Origin of the sequence: Halogeometricum limi (assembly GCF_900115785.1) — an archaeon.
GTDB classification, from domain to species: domain Archaea; phylum Halobacteriota; class Halobacteria; order Halobacteriales; family Haloferacaceae; genus Halogeometricum; species Halogeometricum limi.
The window spans coordinates 367,400-392,796 of the sequence record NZ_FOYS01000004.1 but is presented as its reverse complement, the minus strand read 5'-3'; the positions used below and the strand labels follow the sequence as shown (position 1 = coordinate 392,796).

General features: G+C 65.8%; 26 protein-coding genes and 1 tRNA gene. 17 read left to right on the top strand and 10 right to left on the bottom strand.

Annotation, left to right across the window (positions count from 1 at the left end; genetic code table 11):
- Positions 1-168 precede the first annotated feature (168 nt).
- Complete coding sequence (locus BM282_RS13885; RefSeq protein WP_089882079.1) at positions 169-1,743, top strand: S8 family peptidase; 1,575 nt, start codon at positions 169-171, stop codon at positions 1,741-1,743.
- A gap of 469 nt (positions 1,744-2,212) precedes the next feature.
- On the opposite strand, the gene tuf is transcribed toward BM282_RS13885, so the two are convergent.
- A complete protein-coding gene (gene tuf, locus BM282_RS13880) occupies positions 2,213-3,478 on the bottom strand; it encodes a translation elongation factor EF-1 subunit alpha (protein ID WP_089882077.1) in 1,266 nt (421 codons plus the stop codon).
- A 481-nt stretch (positions 3,479-3,959) separates the two neighbouring features.
- Here tuf and BM282_RS13875 point away from each other — a divergent pair, with 481 nt between their 5' ends.
- Positions 3,960-4,364 (top strand): hypothetical protein, encoded by a 405-nt coding sequence (locus BM282_RS13875; RefSeq protein ID WP_089882075.1) that lies wholly within the window; start codon positions 3,960-3,962, stop codon positions 4,362-4,364.
- 50 nt (positions 4,365-4,414) lie between these two features.
- Here BM282_RS13875 and BM282_RS13870 read toward each other — a convergent pair whose 3' ends face one another.
- A complete protein-coding gene (locus BM282_RS13870) occupies positions 4,415-5,428 on the bottom strand; it encodes a hypothetical protein (RefSeq protein ID WP_089882074.1) in 1,014 nt (337 codons plus the stop codon).
- Positions 5,421-5,618: a hypothetical protein gene (locus tag BM282_RS13865; RefSeq protein ID WP_089882072.1), complete on the bottom strand. Its 198-nt coding sequence runs from the start codon at positions 5,616-5,618 to the stop codon at positions 5,421-5,423. The genes BM282_RS13870 and BM282_RS13865 overlap by 8 nt, the downstream gene beginning before the upstream one ends.
- A gap of 103 nt (positions 5,619-5,721) precedes the next feature.
- On the opposite strand from BM282_RS13865, the gene BM282_RS13860 reads away from it, so the two are divergent.
- The 5 genes from BM282_RS13860 (at position 5,722) to gcvPB (ending at position 10,519) form a co-directional block, all read left to right on the top strand.
- Positions 5,722-6,117, top strand: coding sequence for a hypothetical protein (locus tag BM282_RS13860; RefSeq protein WP_089882070.1), 396 nt, complete (start codon positions 5,722-5,724; stop codon positions 6,115-6,117).
- Between the two features lie 187 nt (positions 6,118-6,304).
- Complete coding sequence (gcvT, locus tag BM282_RS13855) at positions 6,305-7,402, top strand: glycine cleavage system aminomethyltransferase GcvT (protein WP_089882068.1); 1,098 nt, start codon at positions 6,305-6,307, stop codon at positions 7,400-7,402.
- 1 nt (position 7,403) lies between these two features.
- Positions 7,404-7,784, top strand: a complete 381-nt coding sequence (gcvH, locus tag BM282_RS13850) for a glycine cleavage system protein GcvH (RefSeq protein WP_089882067.1) — start codon at positions 7,404-7,406, stop codon at positions 7,782-7,784.
- The gene (gcvPA, locus tag BM282_RS13845) at positions 7,781-9,103 is read left to right on the top strand and encodes an aminomethyl-transferring glycine dehydrogenase subunit GcvPA (RefSeq protein ID WP_089882065.1); all 1,323 of its coding nucleotides are present in this window, start codon (positions 7,781-7,783) and stop codon (positions 9,101-9,103) included. The genes gcvH and gcvPA overlap by 4 nt, the downstream gene beginning before the upstream one ends.
- Positions 9,104-10,519, top strand: coding sequence for an aminomethyl-transferring glycine dehydrogenase subunit GcvPB (gene gcvPB / locus BM282_RS13840; RefSeq protein ID WP_089882063.1), 1,416 nt, complete (start codon positions 9,104-9,106; stop codon positions 10,517-10,519). It begins immediately after the preceding gene.
- Between the two features lie 52 nt (positions 10,520-10,571).
- Here gcvPB and BM282_RS18585 read toward each other — a convergent pair whose 3' ends face one another.
- Together BM282_RS18585 and BM282_RS13835 are read right to left on the bottom strand one after the other, a co-directional pair.
- Positions 10,572-10,739: a DUF7838 family putative zinc beta-ribbon protein gene (locus tag BM282_RS18585; RefSeq protein ID WP_175501547.1), complete on the bottom strand. Its 168-nt coding sequence runs from the start codon at positions 10,737-10,739 to the stop codon at positions 10,572-10,574.
- A gap of 688 nt (positions 10,740-11,427) precedes the next feature.
- Positions 11,428-14,334 (bottom strand): S8 family serine peptidase, encoded by a 2,907-nt coding sequence (locus BM282_RS13835; RefSeq protein ID WP_175501545.1) that lies wholly within the window; start codon positions 14,332-14,334, stop codon positions 11,428-11,430.
- Between the two features lie 156 nt (positions 14,335-14,490).
- Here BM282_RS13835 and BM282_RS13830 point away from each other — a divergent pair, with 156 nt between their 5' ends.
- A complete protein-coding gene (locus tag BM282_RS13830) occupies positions 14,491-15,942 on the top strand; it encodes a PAS domain-containing sensor histidine kinase (protein WP_089882059.1) in 1,452 nt (483 codons plus the stop codon).
- Positions 15,943-15,990: 48 nt separating this feature from the next.
- Here the strand turns inward: BM282_RS13830 and ddh are convergent, their stop codons facing one another.
- The 3 genes from ddh to BM282_RS13815 all read right to left on the bottom strand — a co-directional run bounded on the left by ddh (position 15,991) and on the right by BM282_RS13815 (position 18,302).
- A complete protein-coding gene (gene ddh, locus BM282_RS13825) occupies positions 15,991-16,938 on the bottom strand; it encodes a D-2-hydroxyacid dehydrogenase (protein ID WP_089882057.1) in 948 nt (315 codons plus the stop codon).
- A 46-nt stretch (positions 16,939-16,984) separates the two neighbouring features.
- On the bottom strand, positions 16,985-17,749 hold the full coding sequence (locus BM282_RS13820) for a DICT sensory domain-containing protein (protein WP_089882055.1): 765 nt from the start codon (positions 17,747-17,749) through the stop codon (positions 16,985-16,987).
- A gap of 91 nt (positions 17,750-17,840) precedes the next feature.
- On the bottom strand, positions 17,841-18,302 hold the full coding sequence (locus tag BM282_RS13815; protein WP_089882053.1) for an acyl-CoA thioesterase: 462 nt from the start codon (positions 18,300-18,302) through the stop codon (positions 17,841-17,843).
- A gap of 176 nt (positions 18,303-18,478) precedes the next feature.
- On the opposite strand from BM282_RS13815, the gene BM282_RS13810 reads away from it, so the two are divergent.
- The 4 genes from BM282_RS13810 to BM282_RS13795 all read left to right on the top strand — a co-directional run bounded on the left by BM282_RS13810 (position 18,479) and on the right by BM282_RS13795 (position 19,883).
- A complete protein-coding gene (locus BM282_RS13810) occupies positions 18,479-18,721 on the top strand; it encodes a glutaredoxin family protein (protein ID WP_089882051.1) in 243 nt (80 codons plus the stop codon).
- Entirely contained in the window at positions 18,718-19,251 is a 534-nt protein-coding gene (locus tag BM282_RS13805; protein ID WP_089882050.1) for a cob(I)yrinic acid a,c-diamide adenosyltransferase, read from the top strand. The genes BM282_RS13810 and BM282_RS13805 overlap by 4 nt, the downstream gene beginning before the upstream one ends.
- Before the next feature lie 237 nt (positions 19,252-19,488).
- Positions 19,489-19,758, top strand: a complete 270-nt coding sequence (locus tag BM282_RS13800) for a DUF7553 family protein (protein ID WP_089882048.1) — start codon at positions 19,489-19,491, stop codon at positions 19,756-19,758.
- Positions 19,759-19,808: 50 nt separating this feature from the next.
- Positions 19,809-19,883: transfer RNA gene (locus tag BM282_RS13795), tRNA-Val, on the top strand.
- Positions 19,884-20,102: 219 nt separating this feature from the next.
- Here BM282_RS13795 and BM282_RS13790 read toward each other — a convergent pair.
- Positions 20,103-21,005 carry a DUF4352 domain-containing protein gene (locus BM282_RS13790; protein WP_175501543.1) on the bottom strand — a complete coding sequence of 301 codons (903 nt, stop codon included), beginning with the start codon at positions 21,003-21,005 and terminating at the stop codon, positions 20,103-20,105.
- A gap of 127 nt (positions 21,006-21,132) precedes the next feature.
- On the opposite strand from BM282_RS13790, the gene BM282_RS18960 reads away from it, so the two are divergent.
- The 5 genes from BM282_RS18960 to BM282_RS13770 all read left to right on the top strand — a co-directional run bounded on the left by BM282_RS18960 (position 21,133) and on the right by BM282_RS13770 (position 24,003).
- Entirely contained in the window at positions 21,133-21,264 is a 132-nt protein-coding gene (locus BM282_RS18960) for a hypothetical protein (protein WP_281244798.1), read from the top strand.
- A 133-nt stretch (positions 21,265-21,397) separates the two neighbouring features.
- Positions 21,398-21,901 carry a DUF7344 domain-containing protein gene (locus tag BM282_RS18875; protein ID WP_245758370.1) on the top strand — a complete coding sequence of 168 codons (504 nt, stop codon included), beginning with the start codon at positions 21,398-21,400 and terminating at the stop codon, positions 21,899-21,901.
- 127 nt (positions 21,902-22,028) lie between these two features.
- Positions 22,029-22,220 (top strand): DUF5786 family protein, encoded by a 192-nt coding sequence (locus BM282_RS13780; protein WP_089882044.1) that lies wholly within the window; start codon positions 22,029-22,031, stop codon positions 22,218-22,220.
- 82 nt (positions 22,221-22,302) lie between these two features.
- Positions 22,303-22,725 (top strand): low molecular weight phosphatase family protein, encoded by a 423-nt coding sequence (locus tag BM282_RS13775; protein WP_089882042.1) that lies wholly within the window; start codon positions 22,303-22,305, stop codon positions 22,723-22,725.
- Positions 22,726-22,854: 129 nt separating this feature from the next.
- A complete protein-coding gene (locus BM282_RS13770) occupies positions 22,855-24,003 on the top strand; it encodes a DNA-methyltransferase (protein ID WP_089882040.1) in 1,149 nt (382 codons plus the stop codon).
- A gap of 18 nt (positions 24,004-24,021) precedes the next feature.
- Here BM282_RS13770 and BM282_RS13765 read toward each other — a convergent pair whose 3' ends face one another.
- The gene (locus BM282_RS13765) at positions 24,022-25,329 is read right to left on the bottom strand and encodes a 5'-deoxyadenosine deaminase (protein ID WP_089882038.1); all 1,308 of its coding nucleotides are present in this window, start codon (positions 25,327-25,329) and stop codon (positions 24,022-24,024) included.
- Positions 25,330-25,397: the final 68 nt, after the last annotated feature.

Genomic DNA, 25,397 nt, shown 5'->3' with positions numbered 1-25,397 from the left:
AATGGATAGCCCTGCTGATTCCGGGCGTACTCCCTTCTCGCGATTCGTGCACTGTAACAGGATACACTACCAGTATGTACAGATAGTAAGATACAATCACGAATAAATTCAGTTATAATAAATTTTCGGAAAACTATTAATTATCGATGGTCATATGTGTCAGACGGAATGTCACCTGACAACCCGCTGCACAGGCGTTCGTTCCTGAAAGGTACCGCTGCCCTCTCCCTCCTCGGCTTCTCCGGCGTCGCCTCCGCGACGCCCGGACGCGACCCCGGCCCGAAGACGGACGAGATTCTCGTCGGCGTCTCGAAGCACGTCGACACCCGGCAGGCCGTCGAACAGCACGTCCCCGGCAACGCCGAAATCGTCCACGAGAACGAGACGCTGAGTTACGTCGCCGTGAAGTTCCCGTCCGAAGCGCCCGCGAACGCTCGCGAGAACTTCGTCGACGCCGTCACGAAGAAGGAGGGCGTGAAGTACGCGGAAGCGAACGCGACGCACGAAGCCCTCTACACGACGAACGACCCGCAGTACGGGGACCAGTACGCGCCGCAACAGGTCAACGCCGACACGGCGTGGGACACGACGCTCGGCAGTTCGGACGTCACCGTCGCCGTCGTCGACCAGGGGGTCAAGTACGACCACCCGGACCTCAGCGCGCAGTTCGGGTCCGACGAGGGCTACGACTTCGTCGACGCCGACTCGGACCCGTATCCGGACGTCCTCGCCGACGAGTACCACGGGACGCACGTCGCCGGCATCGCCGCCGGAACGACGAACAACGACGAGGGAATCGGCGGAATTAGCAACGCCTCGTTGCTCTCGGGTCGCGCGCTCTCCGAACAGGGGTCGGGGTCGACGTCCGACATCGCCGACGCCGTCCAGTGGGCCACGGACCGGGGTGCGGACGTGGTGAACCTCTCGCTCGGCGGTGGCGGCTACACGAACACGATGAAGAACGCCGTCTCGTACGCGACGACGAACGGAACGCTCGTCGTCGCGGCGGCCGGAAACGACGGGCAGCGAAGCGTCTCCTACCCGGCGGCGTACAGCGAAGCGCTCGCGGTGTCCGCGCTCGACCCCGACGAGACGCTGGCGTCGTACTCCAACTACGGCCCCGAGATAGACGTGGCCGCGCCGGGGACGAACGTCCTCTCCTGTTGGACCACGTCGACCGAGTACGAGAGCATCTCCGGCACGTCGATGGCGACGCCCGTCGTCAGCGGCGTCGCGGCACTCGCGCTCTCGGAGTTCTCGCTCGCGCCGTCCGACCTCCGGCAACACCTCCGCGACACCGCGGTGGACGTGGGCCTCTCGGACGACCAACAGGGGTCGGGACGCGTCGACGCCGCGAACGCCGTCACGACCACGCCCGGGTCCGGCGGCGGCGACGGGGGTGACGGCGACGGTGGCAGCGGTGACTCCACGACGGCCACTGCATCCGGCACGCTCAGTTGGTACAACGACGACGACGGCTACACGTACGACTGGTCGTACAGTTCGCCCTCGCGGGTCGTCGTCGAACTCGACGGTCCCGCGGACGCCGACTTCGACCTGTTCGTGAGCGAGGGAACCGGCAGTCCGCCGACGACGAGTTCCTACGACTACCGGTCGTGGACGACCGACAGCCAAGAGCAGATAGCCATCGACGACCCCGACGACTCCGCCGCACTCGGTATCCTCGTCGACCGCTACAGCGGAAGCGGCGACTACACGGTCACGATAACCGAGACGCAGTAGTCGGACGACGCTCGGCGGACCGCCGACCGGTTCGCAGTCGCTCCGCTCCCTCCGACACCGTCCGCTTCTCTTTCCAAACGCGTATGTACACTTAATACTCTTAATTGGGCAGATTTATCTACTATTTCGGCTCAGTTGTTAGCGAAGAACACATGAAAACGAGAGATAGAATCGAATCGTCCACTGTCGATGGTGGGCCGAGCGACCGCGGCGGGTCGCTCCACCGGCAGCGTATCGCCGAGACGGCCGGAGGTGACTGAGAGGGGCGGTGCGAACTCGACCGCGACCCGTCTTCCGCCGTACCGTCACCGGAACGTCCGCCGACGTTCCACGTTAGTCTGTATCGACCGTCCCTCTCTCGGTATCGTTCGAGACGAGTGGGCGTCCGCGCCGCGCCTGTCGCGGTCGCTCTCTCGCTTCCGTTCTGAAAGAATACGCATCGGAGACGACTTCGCGCGTCGTCTCTCGACTACTTCTCGTTGACTTCGAGCACCTTGCCCGCCGCGATAGTCTGGCCCATGTCGCGGATGGCGAACGACCCGAGTTCGGGAATCTCCGAGGAGGGTTCGAGCACCATCGGTTTCTGTGGCCGAAGCGTCACGACGGCGGCGTCGCCCGCCTTGATGAAGTCGGGGTTCTCTTCGGCGACTTCGCCCGACGAGGGGTCTATCTTCTGGTCCAACGCCTCGAACGTACACGCGACCTGCGCCGTGTGCGCGTGGATGACCGGCGTGTAGCCCGCGGTGATGACCGAGGGATGCTGCATGACGACGATCTGCGCTTTGAACGTGTCGACCACGGTCGGCGGGTCGTCGGCGGGACCGCAGACGTCGCCGCGGCGGATGTCGTCTTTGCCGACGCCACGGACGTTGAATCCGATGTTGTCGCCGGGACCGGCCGAGGCGACTTCCTCGTGGTGCATCTCGATGGTCTTCACCTCGCCGCCCGCGTCCGAGGGCATGAAGCGAACGTTGTCGCCGGTGTTGAGCGTCCCCGTCTCGATGCGTCCCACCGGAACCGTCCCGATACCGGAGATGGTGTACACGTCCTGAATCGGGATGCGTAACGGAGCGTCCGTCGGCGGCGACGGTTCGGGGAGGTTGTTCAGCGCTTCCAACACCGTCGGCCCGTCGAACCAGTCCATCGTGCCCGTGTGCTCTGCGATGTTGTCGCCCTCGAACGCCGAGATGGGGATGAAGCGCGCGTCGTCGGAGTCGAAGCGGACCTGCTTCAGGAGTTCCTGCACCTCCGCTTTGACCTTCTTGTAGGTGTCTTCGCTGTAGTCGACGGCGTCCATCTTGTTGATGGCGATGATGAGCGTCTCGATACCCAACGTGCGCGCGAGGAACACGTGCTCTCGGGTCTGCGGGGCGACGCCGTCGTCGGCGGCGACGACGAGGACGGCGTGGTCGGCCTGCGACGCGCCCGTAATCATGTTCTTCACGAAGTCGCGGTGACCGGGCGTGTCCACGATGGTGAAGTAGTACTTGTCCGTGTCGAACCGCTGGTGGGCGATGTCGATGGTGACGCCGCGTTCGCGTTCCTCGGCGAGGTTGTCCATCACGTAGGCGAACTCGAATCCCGACTTCCCTTTCTCTGCGGCCTCTTCTTTGTGCTGTTCGATGATGTGCTCTGGAACCGACCCCGTCTCGAACAGGAGTCGACCGACGAGTGTGGACTTGCCGTGGTCGACGTGTCCGATGATAGCCAGGTTCTGATGTGGTTTGTCTGCCATGAGTTGGAGGCGCGGGACGCTGACTCGGCCGACTCTCTCCTTCCAGAGCGAGTCCGGACGAGGGACGAGTCGGCTGACGAGACGCGACGCCGACGCCTATCGTGTCTAGATGGACACCAAAGCTGAAAACCATTTCCCGCGAGAGAACTCGCAGAACGCAGAAATTCCGGATTTTAGAACGAACGCATGACGCGGTCCATGTCGGCGAACGTGGCGGTGCGGCGGTCGCGGTCGCGGCGGTCGGCGGTGACGTCGGCCTCGGCAGAATTATTTGCTACTATCATAGTAACTTCTTACGCCTGCTGGGTTATAAATCTAGCTGTCGTCACGGTGACGAGTGACACGGACCGGGCGCAGGCGCGTTACGCGACGTTCCTCACGCCTCGCGTGCCCGGCGTGCCGGGCCGTCCGGTCGGCGGCTATCGCTCCGTCTGGTCACGTCGACCGAACGTTTATGTCTCGATGCCGACAATCAGCGGTCATGAACCGCACTGTGGTCCTCCGTGCGGCCGTCGTCTCCGCCGTCTTGGGAGCGTTCGCCGGGTCCATCGTCGGGTGGGGCGGGATGCAACCGTTAGGACTCGTCGCGGGTGCGCTCGTCGGGTACTCGGTCGTCCGCGTGTCCGACGCTATCTTCGACGGCGCACTCGCCGGTCTGTTCGGCGGACTCCTCGCCGTCGTCCTCGTCGTGCCCGTCGCGTTCGTCCGATTCGTCCTCCAGACCGGCGACGTGAGTACGGGCGGCCAACTGTCGGCGCACGCGGCCGTCAAAGGAGTCCTGTACGTCCCCGTCTCGTACGCGCTCGGCGCACTGGTGGCGGCCGTCGCCGTCTACTACCTCGAACCGCGTCTCGCCCGCACCGTCGGCGGACGGACGACGCGGTGACGCCGTGAGTCGACTGCGCCAGCGTCGTGCGCTCCTGGCCGAAGCGATGCTCAACTGAGGATGAGCGACCCGACGGTGAGCGTCTGTTTCGCCAGCGTCGCGAGGCGGAGGACGTAGGCGATGAACACCAAGAAGGGGAGGACCGAGAGCGTGAAGGCGGCGCTGACGACCCAGAGGACGTGGTCGATGCCGAAGAGCACGCCGGGGAACGTCGTCGCGTCGACGAAGACGACGACGCCGCCGGCGACGACGAGTGCCGGAACCGACGCGTACAGAATCGCCCGCGAGAGTCGCACGAGCGCCCACTGGATGTAGAGTACCTTGACGTACTCTCTGACGGGGCCGTACATCGTGACGGCTTCGAGCATCTCTCTGAACGCGGCGCGTTCCTCGCCGTCTATCTCGTCTTCGTAGTTCTCGCCGAGGCGACGGATGTCGTGCATCTTCTGGGCGTAGTTGAAGTCGAGTGCGGGTGAGACCACCTCGAACACGCCGAACTCCGCGCCCTCCAGTTCGTCCAGTGCGGTGTCGGCGTTCTCCTCTAAGTCGTCGACGTACGTGTCGACCCGACTCCGAAGTTCGTCGCTGTCGTTCCCGGCGACGGCCTCGCGGAGCGCTCTGGCTCTCTCGACGCAGACGTCGATGAGTTTCTTGAGCAGGACGTTGGGCTCCGAGGGCGTCGTCGTCCCGAGCAACTCGTCGGTGTTCTGATAGAAGTCCATCGTCACGTCCATCCGGTTTCGTTGCGTCCCGAGCGAACCGATCTCCTGCGACAGCACCAACTGGTTGATGGAGACGACGAGCGTCGTGCTGGTGATTATCGCGCCGACGAGCCCGGAGAACAGCGTCTCGACCATGTCGCTCGTCTGCATCGTCGACTGCAGGGACACCGGCTTGAGTATCCCCAACGTCATGAACGAGACGAAGACGACGGTGGCCAACCCGGCGACGACGAGTTGCCGGTTCGCGTTCAACAGCACCCAGAACAGGTACGCGTTGACGTCCGTCCGTTCGCGGAGGGTGTTCGCCGTCGACAGGTCTCTGGCGTCCTCGCCGTCACTCATCGGAGACTGGCCGCTTGAACACGATGAACTTCGTGCCGCCCTTGTCGTACTCTATCGTCCCCGTGAACTCCCACCGCTCGGCGCCGAGTTCGTTGAGTCGGTCGGTGGGGTCTATCGCCTCTCGCTTCGTCAACCCCTTCGGGGGTTCGACCGCTTTGTACTCCCACTCGACCGGTCGGTCGTCGCTCATACGTCCGCGACAGCGGCGACGTAGTTAGGTTTCGTGGCTGGTTCGACGGAATCCTATCCACCGAGGGAGAGCCCTCTTGAACGCTCCCGGCGAGAGTGACCGTATGTCAGCACCTCCGACACGCCGGGCGCTCGTCGCCCTCCTCGTCGTCTCCAGTCTCGCCTTCGGCGGGTGTCTCACGCTCGACCCCGCCGCGGAAACCGACACGAGCCAATCGGACGTCTTCGCGGACGTCTCGGCCACCGAGTCGTGGTCCGGACCGGGCGTCCGAACGGAGGTGACGCTTCGGTCGACCGACGCCGTCGAAGACGTGACGACGCTCACCGTCGTCGACGAATCGGGCAAGACGTTCTACACGACGACGGTCGACCCCGGCGAACGGACGCTCACCTTCTCTCTCCCCGCCCACCAGAACGTCACCCTCGTCGCGAGCGATTCGGTCAACTCCAGCACGGTCGAGACGCTGAACGTGACGACGACGGGCGAGAGAGTGTTCTGAGGCGGGCGGTGGACCGACGCGCCGACACGGACGGACGCACCGCCGTCTACAGTCTCGTTCACCACTGACGGGCGATTTCCTATCGCGATATTCGATTTATCGTTCCGAGACGCGCGGTTCGACGAACGGCGCGACCCACACGAACCGACATACCAAAGCATTACTTTCTCGCACCCAACTCCCACCCATGGCCCTTCGGAAGCCGCCGTTACGGGAGGTTCACGCCGCTCGCGACGCGAAGTTCACCGAGTTCGGCGGGTGGGACATGCCGGTCGAGTTCGACTCGATTCGGACAGAGCACACGGCCGTTCGCGAATCGGCCGGCATCTTCGACGTCTCGCACATGGGCGAGATAGAGGTGTCGGGCCCGGACGCGACGGCGTTGATGCAACGTCTCACCACGAACGACGTGACGCTCCTCGAACCCGGCGACTCGCAGTACGCGATGATCACCGACGACGAGGGAACGATTCTCGACGACACCGTCGTCTATCGCCTTCCCGACGACGAGGCGGAGCGCTATCTGTTCATCCCGAACGCGGGCCACGACGAACAGATGTACGCCCGGTGGACCGACCACCGCGACGAGTGGGGACTGGACGCCCGAGTGAAGAACGTCACCGACGAGTGGGCGATGTTCGCCGTCCAAGGGCCCGACGCGAAGGACGCGGTGGCCGCCACCGCCGAGGGCGGTATCGGCTACCTCTCGAAGTTCGAGGCCGCCTACGAGAACGTCGTCGGCGTGCGCTCGTGGGTCGCTCGCACCGGTTACACCGGTGAAGACGGCTTCGAGATACTCTGTCCGGTCGACGACGCGGAGGCCGTGTGGAACGCGTTCGTCGACGACCACGACTGTCAGCCCTGCGGCCTCGGTGCACGCGACACCCTCCGCATCGAGATGGGCTTTCTGCTCTCCGGACAGGACTTCGACCCCGAGTCGGAACCGCACGACCCCTACGAGGCGGGCGTCGGGTTCACCGTCAAACTCGGCAAGGAGTTCGTCGGCCGCGACGCGCTCGAAGCGGCGTACGAGGAGGGCACCGACGAGAAGTTCGTCGGACTGAAACTCTTAGACCGCGGCGTCGCCCGGCACGGCTACGACGTCGTCGACGACGGCGACGTCGTCGGCCGCGTCACCAGTGGAACGATGAGTCCGACGCTCGGCGAACCGGTCGCACTCGGCTACGTCTCCACCGAACTGGCCGAGTCCGGCACGCACCTTCGAGTCGTCGTCCGCGGACAGGAGAAGCGCGCGAAAATCGTCAGCACACCGTTCTTAGACTAACATGTTCGAAGTACCAGAAGACCGTAAATACCTGGAATCGCACGAGTACGCAACCACCGGCGGCGACACCGCCACCATCGGCATCACCGACTTCGCACAGGACGAACTGGGCGACGTCGTCTTCGTCGAACTTCCCGGCGAGGGTGAGGAACTGACGAAGGGTGAGGAGTTCGGCGTCGTGGAGTCCATCAAGGCCGTCTCCGACCTCTACGCCCCCGTCTCGGGAACCGTCGTCGCCGTCAACGAGGACCTGTTCGACGCGCCGGAACTCGTCAACGAAGACCCCTACGGCGACGGCTGGATGCTCGAAGTCGAGGTGGCCGACGAGGGAGCGTTCGACGAACTGCTCTCCGCGGAGGAGTACCGCGACCAGACCGAATGACACGCGGAAGCCCCTACGCCCCCCACACCGAGGCAGAGACGGCCGCGATGCTCGACGCCGTCGGCGCCGCGGACGAAGAGTCGCTGTTCGACATCCCCGAAGACGTCCGTTTCGACGGCGAGTTCGGCCTCGAAGAGCGCTCGGAACGCGACGCGACGACGCTCCTGTCCTCGACGCTCGCGAAGAACAAGAAGCTGACCGAGTTCCTCGGTCGAGGGCACCACAGCCACTACGTCCCGTCGCTGGTGAACGACCTGTCGCGTCGCTCGGAGTTTCTCACCTCCTACACGCAGTACCAACCGGAGATAACGCAGGGCTTCCTGCAGGTGTTGTTCGAGTACCAGTCGATGCTAGTCGAACTCACCGGTCTCCCGGTGGCGAACTGCTCGATGTACGACGCGGCGACGGCGCTCGCGGAGGCCGCACGCCTCTCGAACCGCGTCAGGCAGGCGTCCGGTCACCGTATCCTCGTCCCCGAGATTCTGCACGACGGCAAGCGGAGCGTCCTCGACAACTACGTCGCGGGCACCGACCTCACCGTCGAGACGTACCCGATGGACGACGGGAACGTCGACGTCGACGCCCTCTCCGACCTCGCGGACGACGAGGTGTCGATGGTGTACGCCGAGAACCCGACGGTCCGGGGGACCATCGAAGAGCGACTCACCGAAATCGGCGAACTCGCCGACGAGGTGGATGCGCTGTTCTGCCTCGGCACGGACATCGTCGCCCTCGGCCTGCTTCAGGAGCCGGCCAGCGTCGGTGCCGACGTCGTCGTCGGCGAGGCGGGCGCACTCGGGATGCCGAACGCGTACGGAATGGGTCTCGGTCTGTTCGCCACCCGCGAGGAGTTCCTCCGGCAGGTGCCGGGGCGACTCGTCGGCGCGAGCGAGGACGCGGGCGGCAAGCGCGCGTACACGCTCACGTTGCAGACGCGCGAACAGCACATCCGCAAGGAGCGAGCCACGTCGAACATCTGTACGAACCAGGCGTGGGTCGCCCTCCGAACGGCGATGCACGTGGCGTACCTGGGTCCGGACGGCCTCGTCGACCTGGCGAAACAGTGCGTCACCGACGCCGAGTCGCTCGCCGCGGAGTTGAGCGAACTGCGCGGCGTCCGCGCGCCCGTCCACGACAGACACCACTTCCGCGAGTTCGTCGTCCACACCGACCAACCGGCGAAGGCTATCGCGTCCGACCTCGAATCCGAGGGATTCGCCGTCCACGTCGTCAGCGAACACAAACTCCAAGTGTGTGTCAGCGACCTGAACGCCCCGAAAGTCGACCAGTTGGTCGCGGCGTTCGAGGAGGTGCTCTAGATGGATTTCGACCAAGCACGCTACGCCCGCGACGACCGGTACGAACCGCTCCTCTCAGAGAAGAACGCCGCGCGCGAAGAGATAGACGACTCGCCGCTTCCGGACGAGTTGACGCGCGACGCGGTGGAACTGCCCGGGTTGTCCGAACCCGAACTCGCGCGCCACTACACGCGCCTCTCGCAGATGAACTGGAGCGTCGAGAGCGGGCCGTACCCCCTCGGGTCGTGTACGATGAAGTACAACCCGTCGTTCACCGAGGACGTGGCCGCGGACCCGAACGCCGCGATTCACCCCGACCGCTCCCCGCGGACGTCGCAGGGGACGCTCGAACTCCTCTACGAACTGCAGGACTACCTCGCTCGCATCGGCGGGATGGACGCCGTGACGCTGCAACCGCCCGCCGGCGCCGCCGGCGAGTTCACCGGTATCCTCGTCGCGAAGGCGTACCACGAGTCGAACGGCGACGACCGAAGCGAAGTCGTCATCCCCGCCTCCGCGCACGGGACGAACTTCGCTTCGGCCGCGATGGCCGGGTACGACGTGGTCGAACTCCCGTCCGGCGACGACGGCCGCGTCGACATGGAGGCACTGGACGCCGCCCTGTCGGAGGACACCGCGGCGCTGATGCTCACGAACCCGAACACGGTCGGACTGTTCGAGCGTGACATCGTCGAGATAGCCGAGATGGTCCACGACGTCGGGGGTCTGCTCTACTACGACGGCGCGAACCTGAACGCCCTCCTCGGCCGCGGACGGCCGGGCGACATGGGCTTCGACATCATGCACTACAACGTGCACAAGACGTTCGCGACACCGCACGGCGGCGGCGGACCCGGGGCCGGACCCGTCGGCGTCGTCTCCGAACTCGAACCGTTCCTCCCGAACCCGCGCGTCCGCGAGAAGGGCGGGAACTACCGCCTCGAAGACGCCGAAGACTCCATCGGGAAGGTCCACGGCTACACGGGCAACTGGTTCGTCCTCGTGAAGGCGTACGCCTACATCGCCCGTCTCGGCGACGCCGGCCTCTCCGACGCCTCGGCGAAGGCCGTTCTGAACGCGAACTACCTCGCCGAGCAACTGGACTACGAGGTGCCGTACGAACCGTTCCACCACGAGTTCGCCGCGACGGCGGGCGACAGAGACGCCGCCGACGTGGCCAAACGGATGCTCGACTACGGCGTCCACCCGCCGACGACGAAGTGGCCCGAGTTCGTCCCCGAGGCGATGCTCACCGAACCCACGGAGATAGAGAACCGCGACTCTCTGGACGACTTAGCGCACGCGTTCAACGCCGCGATGGCCGACTCCGACGAGGAACTGGAGAACGCCCCCTCGCGGACGACGGCGCGGCGTATCGACCAGGTGGGTGCCGCGCGGGACCCGCAACTCTCCTGGCAGGCGCTGGACGACGAGTAAGCGCTCCGCTCCGAGTTTTCTTCTCACGCCGCGAAAACAGCGCCCTCGTCGACTACGCTTCGGCCGTCGAGATGTCGCCGTCGATCTGGATGTAGCCGTAGCCACACTCCGCACAGCGCCACTTCGTCTTCTTTCCGAGGTGGATCTCCATGTACGCCGTCTTCCAGAACGTCGCCGTCTCGCCGCACGAGGGGCACTCGCGTTCGATCTCCATGCTCATGCTTCGGGATTCCGTGTGGGGGACAATTGAAGATACTGGTTCGAGGGGACGGTTCCGAACGGCCGATAAACGGTATCGCGCGATACAGAGTCGCGTATCTGAAGACGCGGCGCGAATAGTCGCCTCCCCAGTTGATAGGCGGTGTCGCGGTAGCGGAAAACAATATAAACATGTTTGCTAATTCGCATTATGAAGCGCCGTTCCCTGCTCGTCGCGTCCAGTTGCGCTCTCCTCTCGATATCGGGTTGTATCTCCAGCCCGGGTCAAAATGGAGGGTTACTCAGCGTACTCAAAGCAGAGACGCCCGACGAAACAACGGTTACGCCGTCTGACGACGAACGAATCCGTACCGTGGAACCCCTCCAGACCGCTCTCGACACAGCACGTGATGACGGTCTGGATGCTATGCGACTGGACAGTTCGGAATTCGATACCACCGCTACTGCGCTCACTCCGTTGCCGTGGTACGAACCGGAGAAGGACTCCAGTTCCCCCTCAGGCATCTATATCCGCCACGAAGATGCAACCTATGCGGTCTACCTCCAGCCCTACTGTGCCGATTCGATTTTCGTGAATGCGGAGAGCGAACGAGACGTCTACGGTCGAGGTGGTTGTGTCCCTCCCGAGGTGCGCCCCGAAAACTCCTGAGTCGAAACCCAAAAACGGAACGCAATCGAGAGACAGACGGCTATCGAAGATATCCCGAGGCGTTCGCAGGCGGCGTTCCGATTCGTCCACGCCGACTCCCGGTCGGAACCGCCACTAGTTCCGTCTCGTCGAGGTACGACAGGAGGTACGCGCCCGCTTCACGACTCGAATTCTCGCTCGTGACGCGGACGTACGCCGCGCCGAAGGCGGAGTCGTACTCGACGACTCTCGCCGACCCCGGCGGGACGACGACGCTCGTCTCGGCGACGAACCCCGCCGGTTGCCGCATCAGTTCCATCGTCACGTCTCCCCCGCCCTCGGCGGGGCGAGAGAGGACGAACCGCTCTGTCGCCCCGGTACCGAGGTAGAGATACCAGTCGGCCCAGTCGAACGCGGTGAGTCGACCCGGGAGTTCGGTGCCGCGCCCGAGGAGTGCCGCGTCGAACTGCGACGCCGTGTCCGCCGGGTCGCCCGCGAGAGGCGGCGACACCGAGTGCGCGGCGGTGTAGGGGCCCGCCCCTCCCGACGAGGAGACGGCGAGCGTGTACGTTCCGGCGGCGACGGTTCGGAGGGTGACGGCCTCGCCCGGCGCGAGTTCGACGGACCGACGCGACTCGCCGCCGGCGTCGAACAGCCCCGACGGCCGCCCGCGTTCGTCGAGGAGTGCCACCGCGAACGGACCGTCTCCGGCGTCCGGCCTGGCGACGACGACGCGCGTCGACCGACCGTCCGTCGCCAGCGAGTAGCGGTGCGTCTCGCTCTCGGCGAGCGACGACGACTGGACCTCGTTCCAGTCGAGCACTCGGCCCGTGTCGTCGTCCATCGCTCGAATTGCCTCGATGGCGGCGACGGCGTCCACGACACCCGCGCCGTACGCGACTTCTTCGGCCGGCGTCAGGTCCGCGGGCCGCCGGGCGGAGGCGACGAGTGCCGCGCGGACTTCCTCGGACGTCACCTCTCTGCCCGCTCCGGCGACGACGAGGGCGGCGACGCCCGCGACGTGCGGCGTGGACATGCTCGTCCCGCTGAGCGAGGCGTACCCGCCCTGCGCGGAGGCGCTGAGGACGGCGCCGCCGGGGGCGACCACCGTGGGGACGGCGTACGACTCGGGCCAGTCGTCCGGCGGGAGCGCGAGTTCCCACTCCTCGCGAGTGACGACGCCGCTACTGGAGAAGGGGAGTAGCTCCTCGTTCGGCCCCGTCGCCCCGACGCTCACCGCGTCGTAGACGTTCGCCGGCGAGGAGGTGACGCCCGGTCCGTCGTTGCCCGACGCGGCGACGACGAGCGTTCCCGCGCGCTCGGCGTTCCGAACGGCGTCGACGTACGGCGGCACGCGGAACGGTGCGCCGATGCTGACACTCGCCACGTCGGCGTCCCGTTCGACGGCCCACTGGATACCGGCGACGACCTGTGAGACGGTCCCCGCCTCGCCGTCGGTCACCTGCCCGTGCAGGAGTCTGACGCCCGGCGCGACGCCGATGTGAACTCCGCCCTCGTCGCCGCCGGCGACGGTTCCGCTGGCGTGCGTCCCGTGCGAGAACGACGAACTGTCCGCCGGGACGGCCCCCACTACCTGCCTGCCGTAGCCGTCGAACTTGGCCCACCCGCCGGGGTACGTCGCGTCCGTCGCGTCCGTCGTGTGGAGGTCGATGTCGCGGTGTGAAGGCTCGATTCCGCTGTCGAGGACGGCGACGGTGACGCCCTCGCCCGTCGTTCCGTACCGCTCCCACGCGGCGGGCGCGTTCACCTGCCGGACGCCGTACGTCGCGCGGGGGTCGGTGGCGGAGGTGGTCGCGGCGGCAGATGTTTCCACCTGTTCGGTCGCCGAGAGCGGTGCACCGACGGCCGACTGAACGGTGAACACCCGTTGGTTGGCGACGACGGCCGAGACGCCGGGGTAGTCGCGCAGCGAAGAGGTGGTCATCACGTCCTCGTCCACTTTCACGAGGACGGCGTTCGTCAGCCAGAAGCGTTGGACGACGCGGACGCCGGGACGCGCGTCGACGGCGGCGACGAGCGGTTCCTGCGTCGCGTTCGCGTGTGCGAGGAGAGCGTCGACGACGGCGTCGTCGTCTTCGGGGAGATTCTCGGCGGACGGGAGGACGAGGAGGAACTGGGTCTCCGGTGCGGAGTCGGCGTCGTCCGTCGCCGTCCCGACTGCGAGCGACGAGAGACCCGAGTTCGAGACGGACGCCGGCGGATTCACCGGCCGAACCGACCCGTCGACGCTCGCCGGGAAGTAGTAGCGTCCGTCCGGGAGGTTGTACCCGGAACCGGCGTCGTTCCCTATCGTCTCGTCCCACCCGAACGAGTAGAACGTATCCTCCGGGGGCAACGACTCCAGTTCGGTCTGCGGAAGCGCGGTGGTGTTCGAGACACCGACGGTGCTCGCGCCCGACGCCGTCACGGGGAGCACCACCGTCTCCCCGGGTTCGACGACGACGACGCCGACCGGGAGCAACGACTCCGGTCGGTAGAACTGGACGAGCATCGACGCCGAGGCGTTCTCGGGGAGCGACACCGCGAACGACTCGGCTCGCCCGAAGTCCGTCCGTAGCCAGTCGGTGTCGGCCAACAGTTCCAACGAGACCCCTCCGGCGTCGTCGGGACCGACCGTCCGCGCCCCGCGCGGGTCGTCGTCGGTGCCGTCGTCGGCAGTCGTGCCACCGTCAGCAGTCGTCTCGGCGTTCGCCGTCGTCGGCGTCGGCCGCCCGTCGTCTGCGGCGGGTTCGGCGGTCGAATCTCCCGAACCCGTGTCGTTCGACTCCGCGTCTCTCGGCGTATTCGGTTCCTCGGCGCCGCCCGCTCGCTCGACCCCGACCGGTACACTCACCGCCGTCTCGCTCGCCATCTGCGAGATTCCAGCCGTCCCCACCGACGTCGCCGGAGCGACGCCAGCGACGACGAGCAACACCGTCACGACGAGCACTGCACCCCTGCTCCACATCAGAGTAGAACAGACGCGTCCCGTCAGCTTAGTGTTCGCCCGCTGTCGCCTCTCGCGCGGGCGATTACGGTTATTCGAGTCACGAGCGGAAATTTGTCGCGGGTGCGACGTGACGGTGAGACATACTGTTATACTTCGGGCCGAAAGAGACGCAGTGTGACATCCGACGAAGCCAGCCCTCCGCTTCGCGTCGTTCGCCTCCATCCTGCGGGAGGGGACGAGACCGCCGACCGCGAACTCGACGTCGACCTCTCCGAAGCCGACGTGGTCGTCGCCGACGGTATCTCCGAGGGCGTCGACCGGTGCGACGGGACGGTCGACTGCGTCGTCTCCCCGTACGAACTGACCGACGGCACGGCGGACGACCTGTTCGACCGACTGCCCGAGTCGGGGTCGCCGCCGGTCGTCCTCGTGGTCGACGGCGGCGACGGAACGGTTCCCGCCGCGGCCGTCACGGCGCCGTTCGCCGACGTGGTCCGTCGGGACCGACCGGACTTCGGGCCCCGACTGGCCGACGCCGTGCGGGACGTCGTTCCCGACCGTACGAACCCCCGCGTCGTCGGCGCACATCCGACGGAGGCCAGCGAGATGGACGCGTGGAAGGCGAACCTGTTCGACCACTTGTTCACCGAGATTCCGCTCCACGTGTTCGTCAAAGACCGGACGGGGCGACACGTCGTCGTGAGCGAAGGTCCGGTCGAGAGCCGGATTCACCGAGAGAGTAGCGCGTACCTCGGTCGGCGAGACGTGGACGGCGTGGTTCCCGACGCCGAGGCGCGGGGACCCTACGAAGACGACCTGTCGGTCGTCGCCACGGGCGAGCCGATTCTCGAGAAAGAAGAGCACTTCGCGGAGACCGACCGGTGGTTCGTCACCTCGAAAGTCCCGTGGCGAGCGGACGGCGAAATCGTCGGTCTCGTCGGTATCGCCGAAGAAATCACGAGCCAGAAGGACCGCGAGCGGCAACTGCGGATAACGAACCACGTCGTCCGGCACAACATGCGGAACAAACTGAACATCGTCGTCGGGCGGGCGGCGCTTCTCGCCAACGAGGAACCGAGCGGCCACCTCGACTCCATCCTGTCCGCCGCGGAGGACCTCCTCGGGCTAATAGACGAACAACAGGTCATCCTCGGGATAATGGTCGGCGACCCCGACCCCCGCCCGATAGACCTCTCTGCGGTCGTCCGGCGGGTCGTTCGGTCGGTGAGCGACGACTACCCCGACGCCGAGGTTACCTGCCGCGTCGACTCCGACGCGGTCGTCTCGGCCACGGAGAACGTCCACTACGCCGTCTCCGAACTCGTCGAGAACGCCGTCGTCCACGCCGACGACCCGGCGCCCGAGGTGACGGTCACCGTCGAGGCAGTCGGCGACGACGTCTCTCTCCGCGTCGCCGACGCCGGCCCGCCGATTCCGCGCTTCGAGGTGGAGATACTCACGGACCGACAGCCCATCGACCAAATCAGCCACAGTTCCGGACTCGGCCTGTGGGTCGTCAGGTGGGTCGTAAAGCACGCCGACGGGACGGTGTCGTTCGCCGAACGCGAGACCGGCGGCAACGAGGTGACGGTGACGTTCGACCGGGCCGCAGAACACGAACCGTGAGGGGGCGTCTCTCGCCCGCCGCCTCCGGGGCGAGCACCGAACCCGGAGTCAGACGACTTGGTTCGCCAGCGACTCCCCTCGCTCGAACCGGCGGACGTTCTCGCCCACGAGTTCGGCGATTCGGTCGGGATAGTCGCTCCGGGCGGCCGAGGCGTGCGGCGTGACGACGACGTTCTCGAACGCCCAGAGCGGTGACTCCTCCGGGAGAGGTTCCTCTTCGAACACGTCGAGGGCCGCGCCCGCGATGGCGTCGTCTCGGAGAGCGGAGACGAGAGCGGACTGGTCGGCGACGGGACCCCGCGCGACGTTCACGAGGTAGGCGTCCTCGCGCATCGCGTCCAGTTCGACCGCCCCGAACATCCCCTCGGTGTCGTCGGTGAGGGGGACGGCGAGGACGACGAACCGCGCGTCTTCGACGGCCTCGTGCAGGTCGGCGGGGCCGTACCGCGTCTCGACGTGGTCCACCGGCGTCGGAGTTCGACGGACGCCGACGACGGACATCCCGAGGGCGTCCGCGCGGCGGGCGATACCGCGGCCCAGCGTTCCGAGGCCGACCACGCAGACCGTCTCGCCTTCGAGCGTGAACGTCTCGTCCCACGCGGGCGGGTTCCACTCCTTCTCGCGTTGGTCCGACCGATACCGGTGCAGGCCGCGAGCGAACTGGAGGAAGTAGCCGACCGTCGTCTCGCCGACGGACGCGCCGTGGAGTCCGGTGCTGTTCGTCAGCGAGATGCCGTCGTCTCGGAGCGTCTCGACAGGGAACTCGTCGTACCCCGCGCGGACGACGTGAATCCACTCGACGTCGCTGTCGAGGACGGCGGGGTCGTAGCCGAACGTGACGAGTGCGTCGATGCCGTCGAAGTCGTCGTCGACGACGGAGACGGTCAGGTCGGCGTCCGCGTCGGGGGCGTCGTCGCCGTCGACGAGTCTCGACCGGAGCAGCGACGGCGGAAAGATGCGCTCGACGGAGCCGTGAATCCCGAGATGAGTGGTCATACACCCGGTCTCTCACCGGTCGAAAAAGCGGTTCGTGAGTGGGCAACTACCGCCCGTTCTGTCCGGGGGCGGCGGCGTCGCTGTCGGCCGTCGCGGGGTACGTCGCGTCGAGACGTTCGAGGACGTCGTCGACGGTATCCTCGTCGTACGTCCAGAACCCGGAGAACTCGCGTGGCCCGGTTTCGACGGCGACGAGGGCGCGGTGGTCCGCCCGTCTCTCGCCCCTGTAGACGACGAACCACGAGTCTCGAATCTCGGGACTCTCCGAGGCGTGTTCGACGAGGCCCGGCGGAACCGACGCGTCCGGGGCACCGTACACGTGGACGTCGACACCGCTCGCGCGAAGTTCGTCGTAGATGTGTGACTGCGACGCGAGCGTGGAGAGTCGCTGAAACCCCGCGTGGAGTTCGCCCGCGCCGGTACGCCACGCGTACCGTTCGACTTCGTGGGAGGCGAGGAGCATCCGCCGCATGTCGTAACTGGTGAACGTTCGGTCGTCGACGTGCGCGAGAATCGTCGGTCTGTCGCGTCTCTCGAAGGCGTCGCCCTCGAAGACGCCGCCGGCGACGTGCCGGTGGACGTCCTCGACTGCGGCCGCGGCGACGAACTCGTCTCCGTCGTGGAGGACGGCGAAGTTCCGGGGTAGATTCGGGTCGGTTACCCCCTCTCTCACGTCGACGCTCTGCGGTTCGAAGTAGCGGACGACCCGCGCTTTCTCGGCGTCCGGACCGTCGTAGTTGACGAGAGAGAACGTCTGGGTAGACGCCTCGACGTCCTCGACGAGCGATTCGAGTGTGTGTGTTTCTGTCACGTTGGCCCTCGTTTCTAACTACGTTCTTATCGTTAGTAAGAATGTCGCTAGTGAAGGATAGTCCGTTCGAGAGACTGAATTCGGGCGTCGGTCAGTCGTCGCCGTGGCCGTTGCTCGCTTTCTCGCCTTCGACCGCCGCCTCCAGGAGTTCGCGGCCGTACTCCGTGTTCGTCCCCAGTTCTGGCACTTCCGTCGGTTCGCGGTCCTCGTCGATGGCGACGTAGACGAAGTACGACTCCGTCGTGAGTTCCGTGTCGCCCGTGAGCGGGTCCTCCGAGAAGACGCGGAGGCGGACCTTCACGCTCGTTCGGCCCGCGCCGTAGACGTACGACTCGATGAGGGCGGCGTTACCGCGAGGGATGGGTCGGTGGAAGTTCACGCTCTCCATTCGGGCGGTGACGCACGTCTCGCCGGCGAACCGCATCGCCGACATCGCGCCGACTTCGTCCATCCACTTCATCACGTTGCCCCCGTGGGCGATGTCGTAGTTGTTGGTGTCGTTCGGGTGAACGAGGACGCGATTCTCGATGTACGTCTCCTCGATGTCTATCATACGCCGACGTACTCGGAGGCGGGGATTAACGCTTCTGACGCGAGAGCGTCCCTCCCGGTCGTTCGTGAGGTTCCGTCGATGGCCGCGCGGGAGCCCACGCCGTCGACTGAATCCGCCGGGGACGCGTCCTGCCGCCGGCCAAATCTCTTTGCGGCCGGCGCCCGAAGGGGGCGTGTATGAGTATCACGCTGTACGCGTTGGACGGCTGTCCGTTCTGTGTGAAGGTCCACGACGCATTGGAGGAGAACGGCGTCGAGTACGAGACCGTCTGGGTCGAGGCGCTCCACTCCAAACGCGACGAGGTCAAGCGCGTGAGCGGTCAGCGCGCGGTTCCCGTCCTCGTCGACGACGACCGGGGCGTCACGATGGGCGAGTCCGAGAACATCCTGCAGTACGTCGAGACGACGCTCGCCGCATGAAGATATACACCGGGCGCGGCGACGAGGGGATGACCGACCTGCGGGATATGTCGCGCGTCTCGAAGACGAGTCCGCGCATCGAGGCGTACGGCACCGTCGACGAGGTGAACGCCCTCGTCGGCAGGGTCCGTCCGACCGGTTACGACGACGTCGACGAGAAACTCGAACGCGTCCAGAACCACCTCCACGTCCTCCAGGCGGACTTCGCGAACCCGGACCCGAACGAAGACGCCCCCGTCGTGACGGCCGACCACGTCTCGGAGTTGGAGTCGTTCATCGACGAGGCCGAGGAGGAACTCGAACCGCTCCGGTCGTTCATCCTGCCCGGCGGCGGCGACGCGGGCGCGAGACTCCACCACGCGCGGACGGTGTCGCGGCGGGCGGAACGCCGCGCCGTCGCCTTCGCGAGGGACGAACCGGCGAACGAGGAGGCGATTCGCTACCTCAACCGCCTCTCGGACGCGCTGTTCGTGTTCGCTCGACTCGTGAACCAACGCGACGGCGTGCCCGAAGAGTCGCCGACGTACTGACGGCTGGGCGGGTCGCTCGCTCGCGGCGACGAAGTAGGTGGACCGACTGTGTATGATGCCCACGGTCGGTCTCTGAGGGACAGACGCGCGATGGACGCCGTCACGGCCGGCGCCTCACCAGTTTTAGGCACGCCTAACAAATACAAAAACGCTTCGATTTTGGCTGGCCTAAAACTATCTTCATGAATGGTATTGACACACACAATTCTTTTATTTGTCGCTCGTATATGGACAGATATGAATCGACACTTCGAGGACGCGTGGTACTACCTTCGACGCGCGGGCGGTCACCTCGCGGCGGGACTGCGAGAGGAAGGCGCACCGGTGGAGCGCCGCGTTCGGAAGGCGCTCGGACGAGAACGCGAGGAAGAGCCGACACCGACGGGGCGTGAGCGATTGGAGACGGAACTGCGCGGCGTTCCGCGGCGCGCCGAACGCGGCGGCAAGAAGGCGATTCGCCAGGCCCGCGGGCGCATCGAACGGTACCGCGGCGGTGCCGCGAAGTGAGGGCGAAGCAGAACGGTTAAGTCTCACCCGCGGGTAGCAGTTTTTGCCTGGGGTTGGTGGTCTAGCCAGGTTATGACGGCTCCTTCACACGGAGCAGGTCGGCAGTTCGAATCTGCCCCAACCCATTTTCTGATTCCTCGCAACGACGAGCGACGCGAGGTCGTGTTCGACCTCGAATGCGAACGGCGAAGCCGTGAGCGGAGCGAGGAGCGTCCGTCGAAGTGTGTGGTAGCCGAAGATTCGAACCAGCGAGCGAACGCAGTGAGCGAGTGAGGTTCGAATCTGCCTCGGTCCACCACCTCTCTTCTTACAGATACGGAACGACTGGGTCAGTTCTTTTCTGACTACTGTATCTCGCCGCTAATCGCGACGCGGTGAGTTGTCGCCGTCGAGAACATCCCAGCGGGGGCGATATGCATCGTGTATTCGCCATCGGGATTCACGTCGAAGATCACGACACCCTCTTTCGACAGACCAGGATTCAGTTGCTCGAAGACGATAGAGTCCTCCGCGTAAACCATCGCATTAGTGTCTACCTCGAATTCACGACCCTCCGAATCGACAACTGTGAACGGTCGGGACGTGATGTCTAGCGATTCATCGCCGACGTTCTCCATCGACATCGTCACGATGACGAACTCCCCATCGGCGTCCTCGCCGTACTCGCCGCCGACGTTGTCCGCTGTCGTCACGTCAGTTACGGTGTACTCGATAGACATCTCACCGTCGCCGACGGTGAACGACTCGCCGACATCGTGCATCGGCATCTCCGGCTGAGTTGTCGCCGTTGGCGTGGGTTCCGGTGTCGGCTCGGCTGTTGGCTCCGGGGTTGACTTTGGTGTCGCAGTCACGGTCGGCTCGGGTGCCGCCGTCGAACTCTCTTCGGCGGTTGCGCCTTGGTTACCGCCGTCAGCGGCGGTCGCCGCCTCGCCAGTCGCACCTTCGACGTTCTGCTCCGGTGCCTCGGCCGTATCGTCGCTGGGGACGACTGCTCCGAGGACGCCGAGAATCAAGACCGCGTAGACGCCTGCCGCAACGCCCGCGATCGCACCACCGCCGTCGCCGACACCCGGGAGGACAGAAAGTTTGCCCGCGGCACCACCGACGTTCATACCCACTATCAGGCCGACCGTCACGGGAAGCAGTGCGAACAACAGTGGAAGCAGGAATACGTACACGATTCCGACCAGGACGTTTCGGATGGTCGATCCACCCTTCATCCCTGGAATAGTATCTGAGAATGACACATTTTCATGACTGTACATCGACATTTAAATGTTCTCCCAGTGTCACTACGTGCGGCTACCCTCACGTGACGAAACCCGTTCAACAGGGTGAACGGTCGAGTGGCCACTTCCATTCCTTCTAACCGGTATGGCAGATTGGTTGATGTGTTTATTAATATGGGACGGCCAGTTTCACGACGCGCGGGCCCTCGACGACTGGGCCGTCCCCGAGACCACCGACGACGTGACCGCACCTTCGCGTTCGGCCGACCCGGACTGAGAAATTAATCTGTTCGCGAGTCGTACTGCGACTTCTGGAGGAGACGGACGACGGACGTGGTACCCACACCGGATATCGATGGACGGCTAGCCGAATCTCTTATCGCGACGGGACACGGTTATTTAAACACAACATGCCAGAGAACGTTTTAGTCGACTGGGACGACGTCTACTCTGCGCTCTCTAGTGACCTCCGACGGGCCCTCCTCTACGAACTCGACGGCGCTGGCCGTCCGATGACGGTGGACGCCGTCGCCTCGCGACTCAGCGACCGAGACGTGGGCGACAGCGACCGCTTGGACGTCAAAGCGGAGATCGTCCACGTCCACCTCCCGAAGCTGATTCACGCGGGTCTGGTCGTCCACGACCCGGAGACGGACACCGTCGCGTCGGCCGACCTCGCCGACCGAATTCCCACTGAGTTCTTCGCCCCGGAGGCGGAGACGCGGCGGGGACTGCTCACGAACGTCGAACGGGCGCGTCTCGAAGCGGGCGACGCCGACGCGGACGAGTACCGCGAGACGGTCGCGCGCCTCCGAGAGCGGATGAGAGACGAAGTCGCCGCCGACGTCCGACTCCTCGCGGAACACCGCCCGGACGTCTTCGAGCAACTTCGCGAAATCGTCCGCAGAGCGTAGCACCGGTCGCCCCCGTCGCCGAATCCCCGCGGCGACGACTCGGGGCGGTCGACACCGACTCACGCTCACGGCTCGCACACGACGGCGACACCGTGTGTTTCTTCCCTCCTACCCGGGAACGACCCCCATGGGCTTCGGAAGCTACGACGAGTCAGAGCAGGAGCGTCAACAGTCGAACGACGAGGACGACGGGTCCGAGGGCGTCGAGAGCCACGAACACGAGCACGAAGGAACCGTCACCGTCGAGAGCGACGTGTCGACCGACGCGCTCGTCGACCGTCTGGGAGAGATGAAGGACGACGACGAAGACGACGCGTAACCCGGCCCGTTCGGTCTCTCTCTCTATATCGCTACAGAGCACACATAGTAACTGCTTATTAGGTGTGTGGTCGCTTTCACGTATGAGCGACCCAGTGCGCTTCGGATTCGTCTGCGTGCAGAACGCCGGTCGAAGTCAGATGTCGACGGCGTTCGCCGAGCGAGAACGCGACCGCCGCGGACTCGGCGGCCGAGTCGAAATCGTGACCGGCGGGACGCACCCCGCAGACCACGTCCACGACGGCGTCGTCGAGACGATGCGGGAACTGGGCGTCGACGTCTCCGACCGGACGCCGCGAGAGGTGTCGACCGAGGAGTTGGAGTCCTGTGACGTCGTGGCGACGATGGGCTGTTCGACGCTCGAACTCGACGCCGACGGCGTGGACGTGCGCGACTGGGCCCTCGAAGACCCCGACGGGAAGGACGCAGAACGCGTCCGCGAGATTCGCGGCGACATCGAGTCCCGCGTCTCCGCGCTGTTCGACGAGTACTTCGACGAGGAGTGAGGCCGCGCGGCGGTTCGGGGAGTTCTCTCCGCCGACTGTTCGCTTCGCCCCGGAGCGTCCTCGCCGCCCGACGACGCCGCCGCGAACAGGGGAAGGTTATATCAGATTTCGAACCGTGGGTTCGCCATCGTGGAGTCACGACACCGCGTCGTCACCGGCGACGCCCGAGAGATGAGCGACGTCGCCGACGACAGCGTGGACCTCGTCGTCACCTCGCCGCCGTATCCGATGGTCGAGATGTGGGACGACCTGTTCTCGACGCTCGACGACGACGCGGAGGAGGCCCTCGCCGACGGCGACGGCGAACGGGCGTTCGAGGCGATGCACGCGGTGTTAGACGACGTTTGGTCCGAAGTCGAACGCGTCCTCGTGGCGGGCGGTATCGCCTGCGTCAACGTCGGCGACGCGACGCGAACCGTCGGCGACAGCTTTCGGGTGTACCCGAACCACGCCCGCGTGACGGAGGCGTTCGTCGAGCGCGGGTTCGAACCGCTGCCGGACGTCCTCTGGCGCAAGCCGACGAACAGTGCGGCGAAGTTCATGGGAAGCGGGATGCTCCCGCCGAACGCCTACGTGACGCTCGAACACGAGTACGTTCTCGTGTTCAGAAACGGCACCGACTCGCGTTCCTTCGAACCTCGTGACCCTCTGCGCTACGAGTCGGCCTACTTCTGGGAGGAGCGAAACGCCTGGTTCACAGACGTCTGGACGGACGTCACCGGCGCGTCGCAACGCGTCGCAGACGAGACGGCGGCGCGGGGCCGAGCGGTCCGGGTAGACGGCGACGGCACCGACAGCGACGACGGCGACGGCACCGACAGCGACGGCGACACGAGCGAGGACGCCGACGCGGCGGACGAACTCCGGGAGCGAACGGCGGCGTTCCCGTTCGCGATTCCGTACCGTCTCGTGAACATGTACTCCGTCTACGGCGACACCGTCCTGGACCCGTTCTTCGGGACCGGAACCACGTCGGTGGCGGCGATGGTCGCCGCGCGTAACTCCATCGGCTACGAACTCGAAGACGCGTTCGTGGAGGCGTTCGACGCCCGCGCGGCCGACGCGCCGGACCTGTCTCGCCGCGTCGTCGAGGAGCGACTCGACGCGCACCGCGCGTTCGTCGACGAGCGAGCGGAGACGGGGAGTCCGCCGGGGTACGACGCCGAACACTACGAGTTCCCGGTCGTGACGAGACAGGAGCAACAGATACGGTTCCGCGTCGTCTCGGACGTTCGGCGCGAGGGCCGCGAGTGGGTCGCCAGACACGAGACGGTCTGACCGGGGCGGTCCGGTCGATTACGTCGGCTTGCCGTCGAACTCCACCTCGCGGGCGCGGCGACGAATCTCGTCGGCGTCCCCCGTCTGGAGGCCGCCGAACGCCTCGTCGTACACGACTTCGCCGTCGACCATCGTGAACAGCACGTCGTCGCCGTGCGCGCCGAAGACGAGGTGCGAGAGCGCGTCGTGAAGGGGCGTCGCTCGGGTGAGGTCGGTGTCGAGTGCGACGACGTCGGCTTTCCACCCCTCGCGGAGTTCGCCGACGTCCTCGAACCCGGCGGCCCGCGCGCCGTTCACCGTCGCCATCTCGAAGACAACTCGCGCGGGCGTCGTTTTCGGGTCCGACGCCGCGACTTTCTGCAGGAGGCTCGCCTGCTTCATCTCGGTGAACGGGTCGAGCGTGTTGTTACACGGCGGGCCGTCGTTACCGAGAGCGACGGTGATGCCGCGTTCGAGGTAGTCGACGACGGGGGCGATGCCCGAGGCGAGTTTCATGTTCGAGGAGGGGCAGTAGGTGACGTTCGTGCCCGTCTCCGCGAGGAGTTCGCGTTCGGCCTCGGAGGTGTGGACGCAGTGTGCGAGCACGACGTCCTCGCCGGTTAAGCCGACTTCGTGGAGCCACTCGATGTTGCGCATCCCGGTGTCTTCTTCGACGGTCGCAATCTCGTCGGGGTTCTCGCTCGCGTGCGTGTGGATGGTGACGCCGTCGTACCGGTCCGCGATGTCTCGGGCACCGCGGAGACATTCTTCGGTGCAACTGACGGCGAAACGTGGCGTCACCGCGTACCTGATTCGGCCGTCGTGGCTGTCGTGGTACGTCTGGACGAGTCGTTCGGTTTCGGCGAGGGCGTCCTCGGTCTCCTCCAGCAGGCCGTCGGGCGCGCGCTGGTCCATCATCACTTTCCCGAGTCGGCCGCGGATGCCGAGTTCGCCCGCCGCCTCGAACGCCTCCGCGGCGTGCGCGACGGAGAGGTGGTCGACGACGGTGGTCGTACCGCTCTCTAACAGTTCGAGGTAGCCCAGTTCGGCCGCGGTGCGCATCCCCTCGGCGTCCAGCGACGCCTCCATCGGGAGGACGTGGTCGAACAGCCAATCGAGGAGGGCGGTGTCGTCGGCGATGCCTCGGCCGAGGCTCTGGACGGAGTGGACGTGACCGCCGACGAGTCCCGGCAAGAGCAGGTCGAACTCGCGCACCTCGTGGTCCGGATGGGCGGCTTCTACCTCGGTTCTGTCGCCGACGGCTTCGATACGGTCGGCGTCGACGACGACGGCCCCGTCGTCGATGACGGTCTGGGAGTCGGCGATGACGGTTCCGGCGAGGAGCATGTTCCCTCGGTTCGGTCGGCGGCCGGTGTCAAAGCGGTTGCGGAACGGCGTGCGGCGGCGATGGCCGG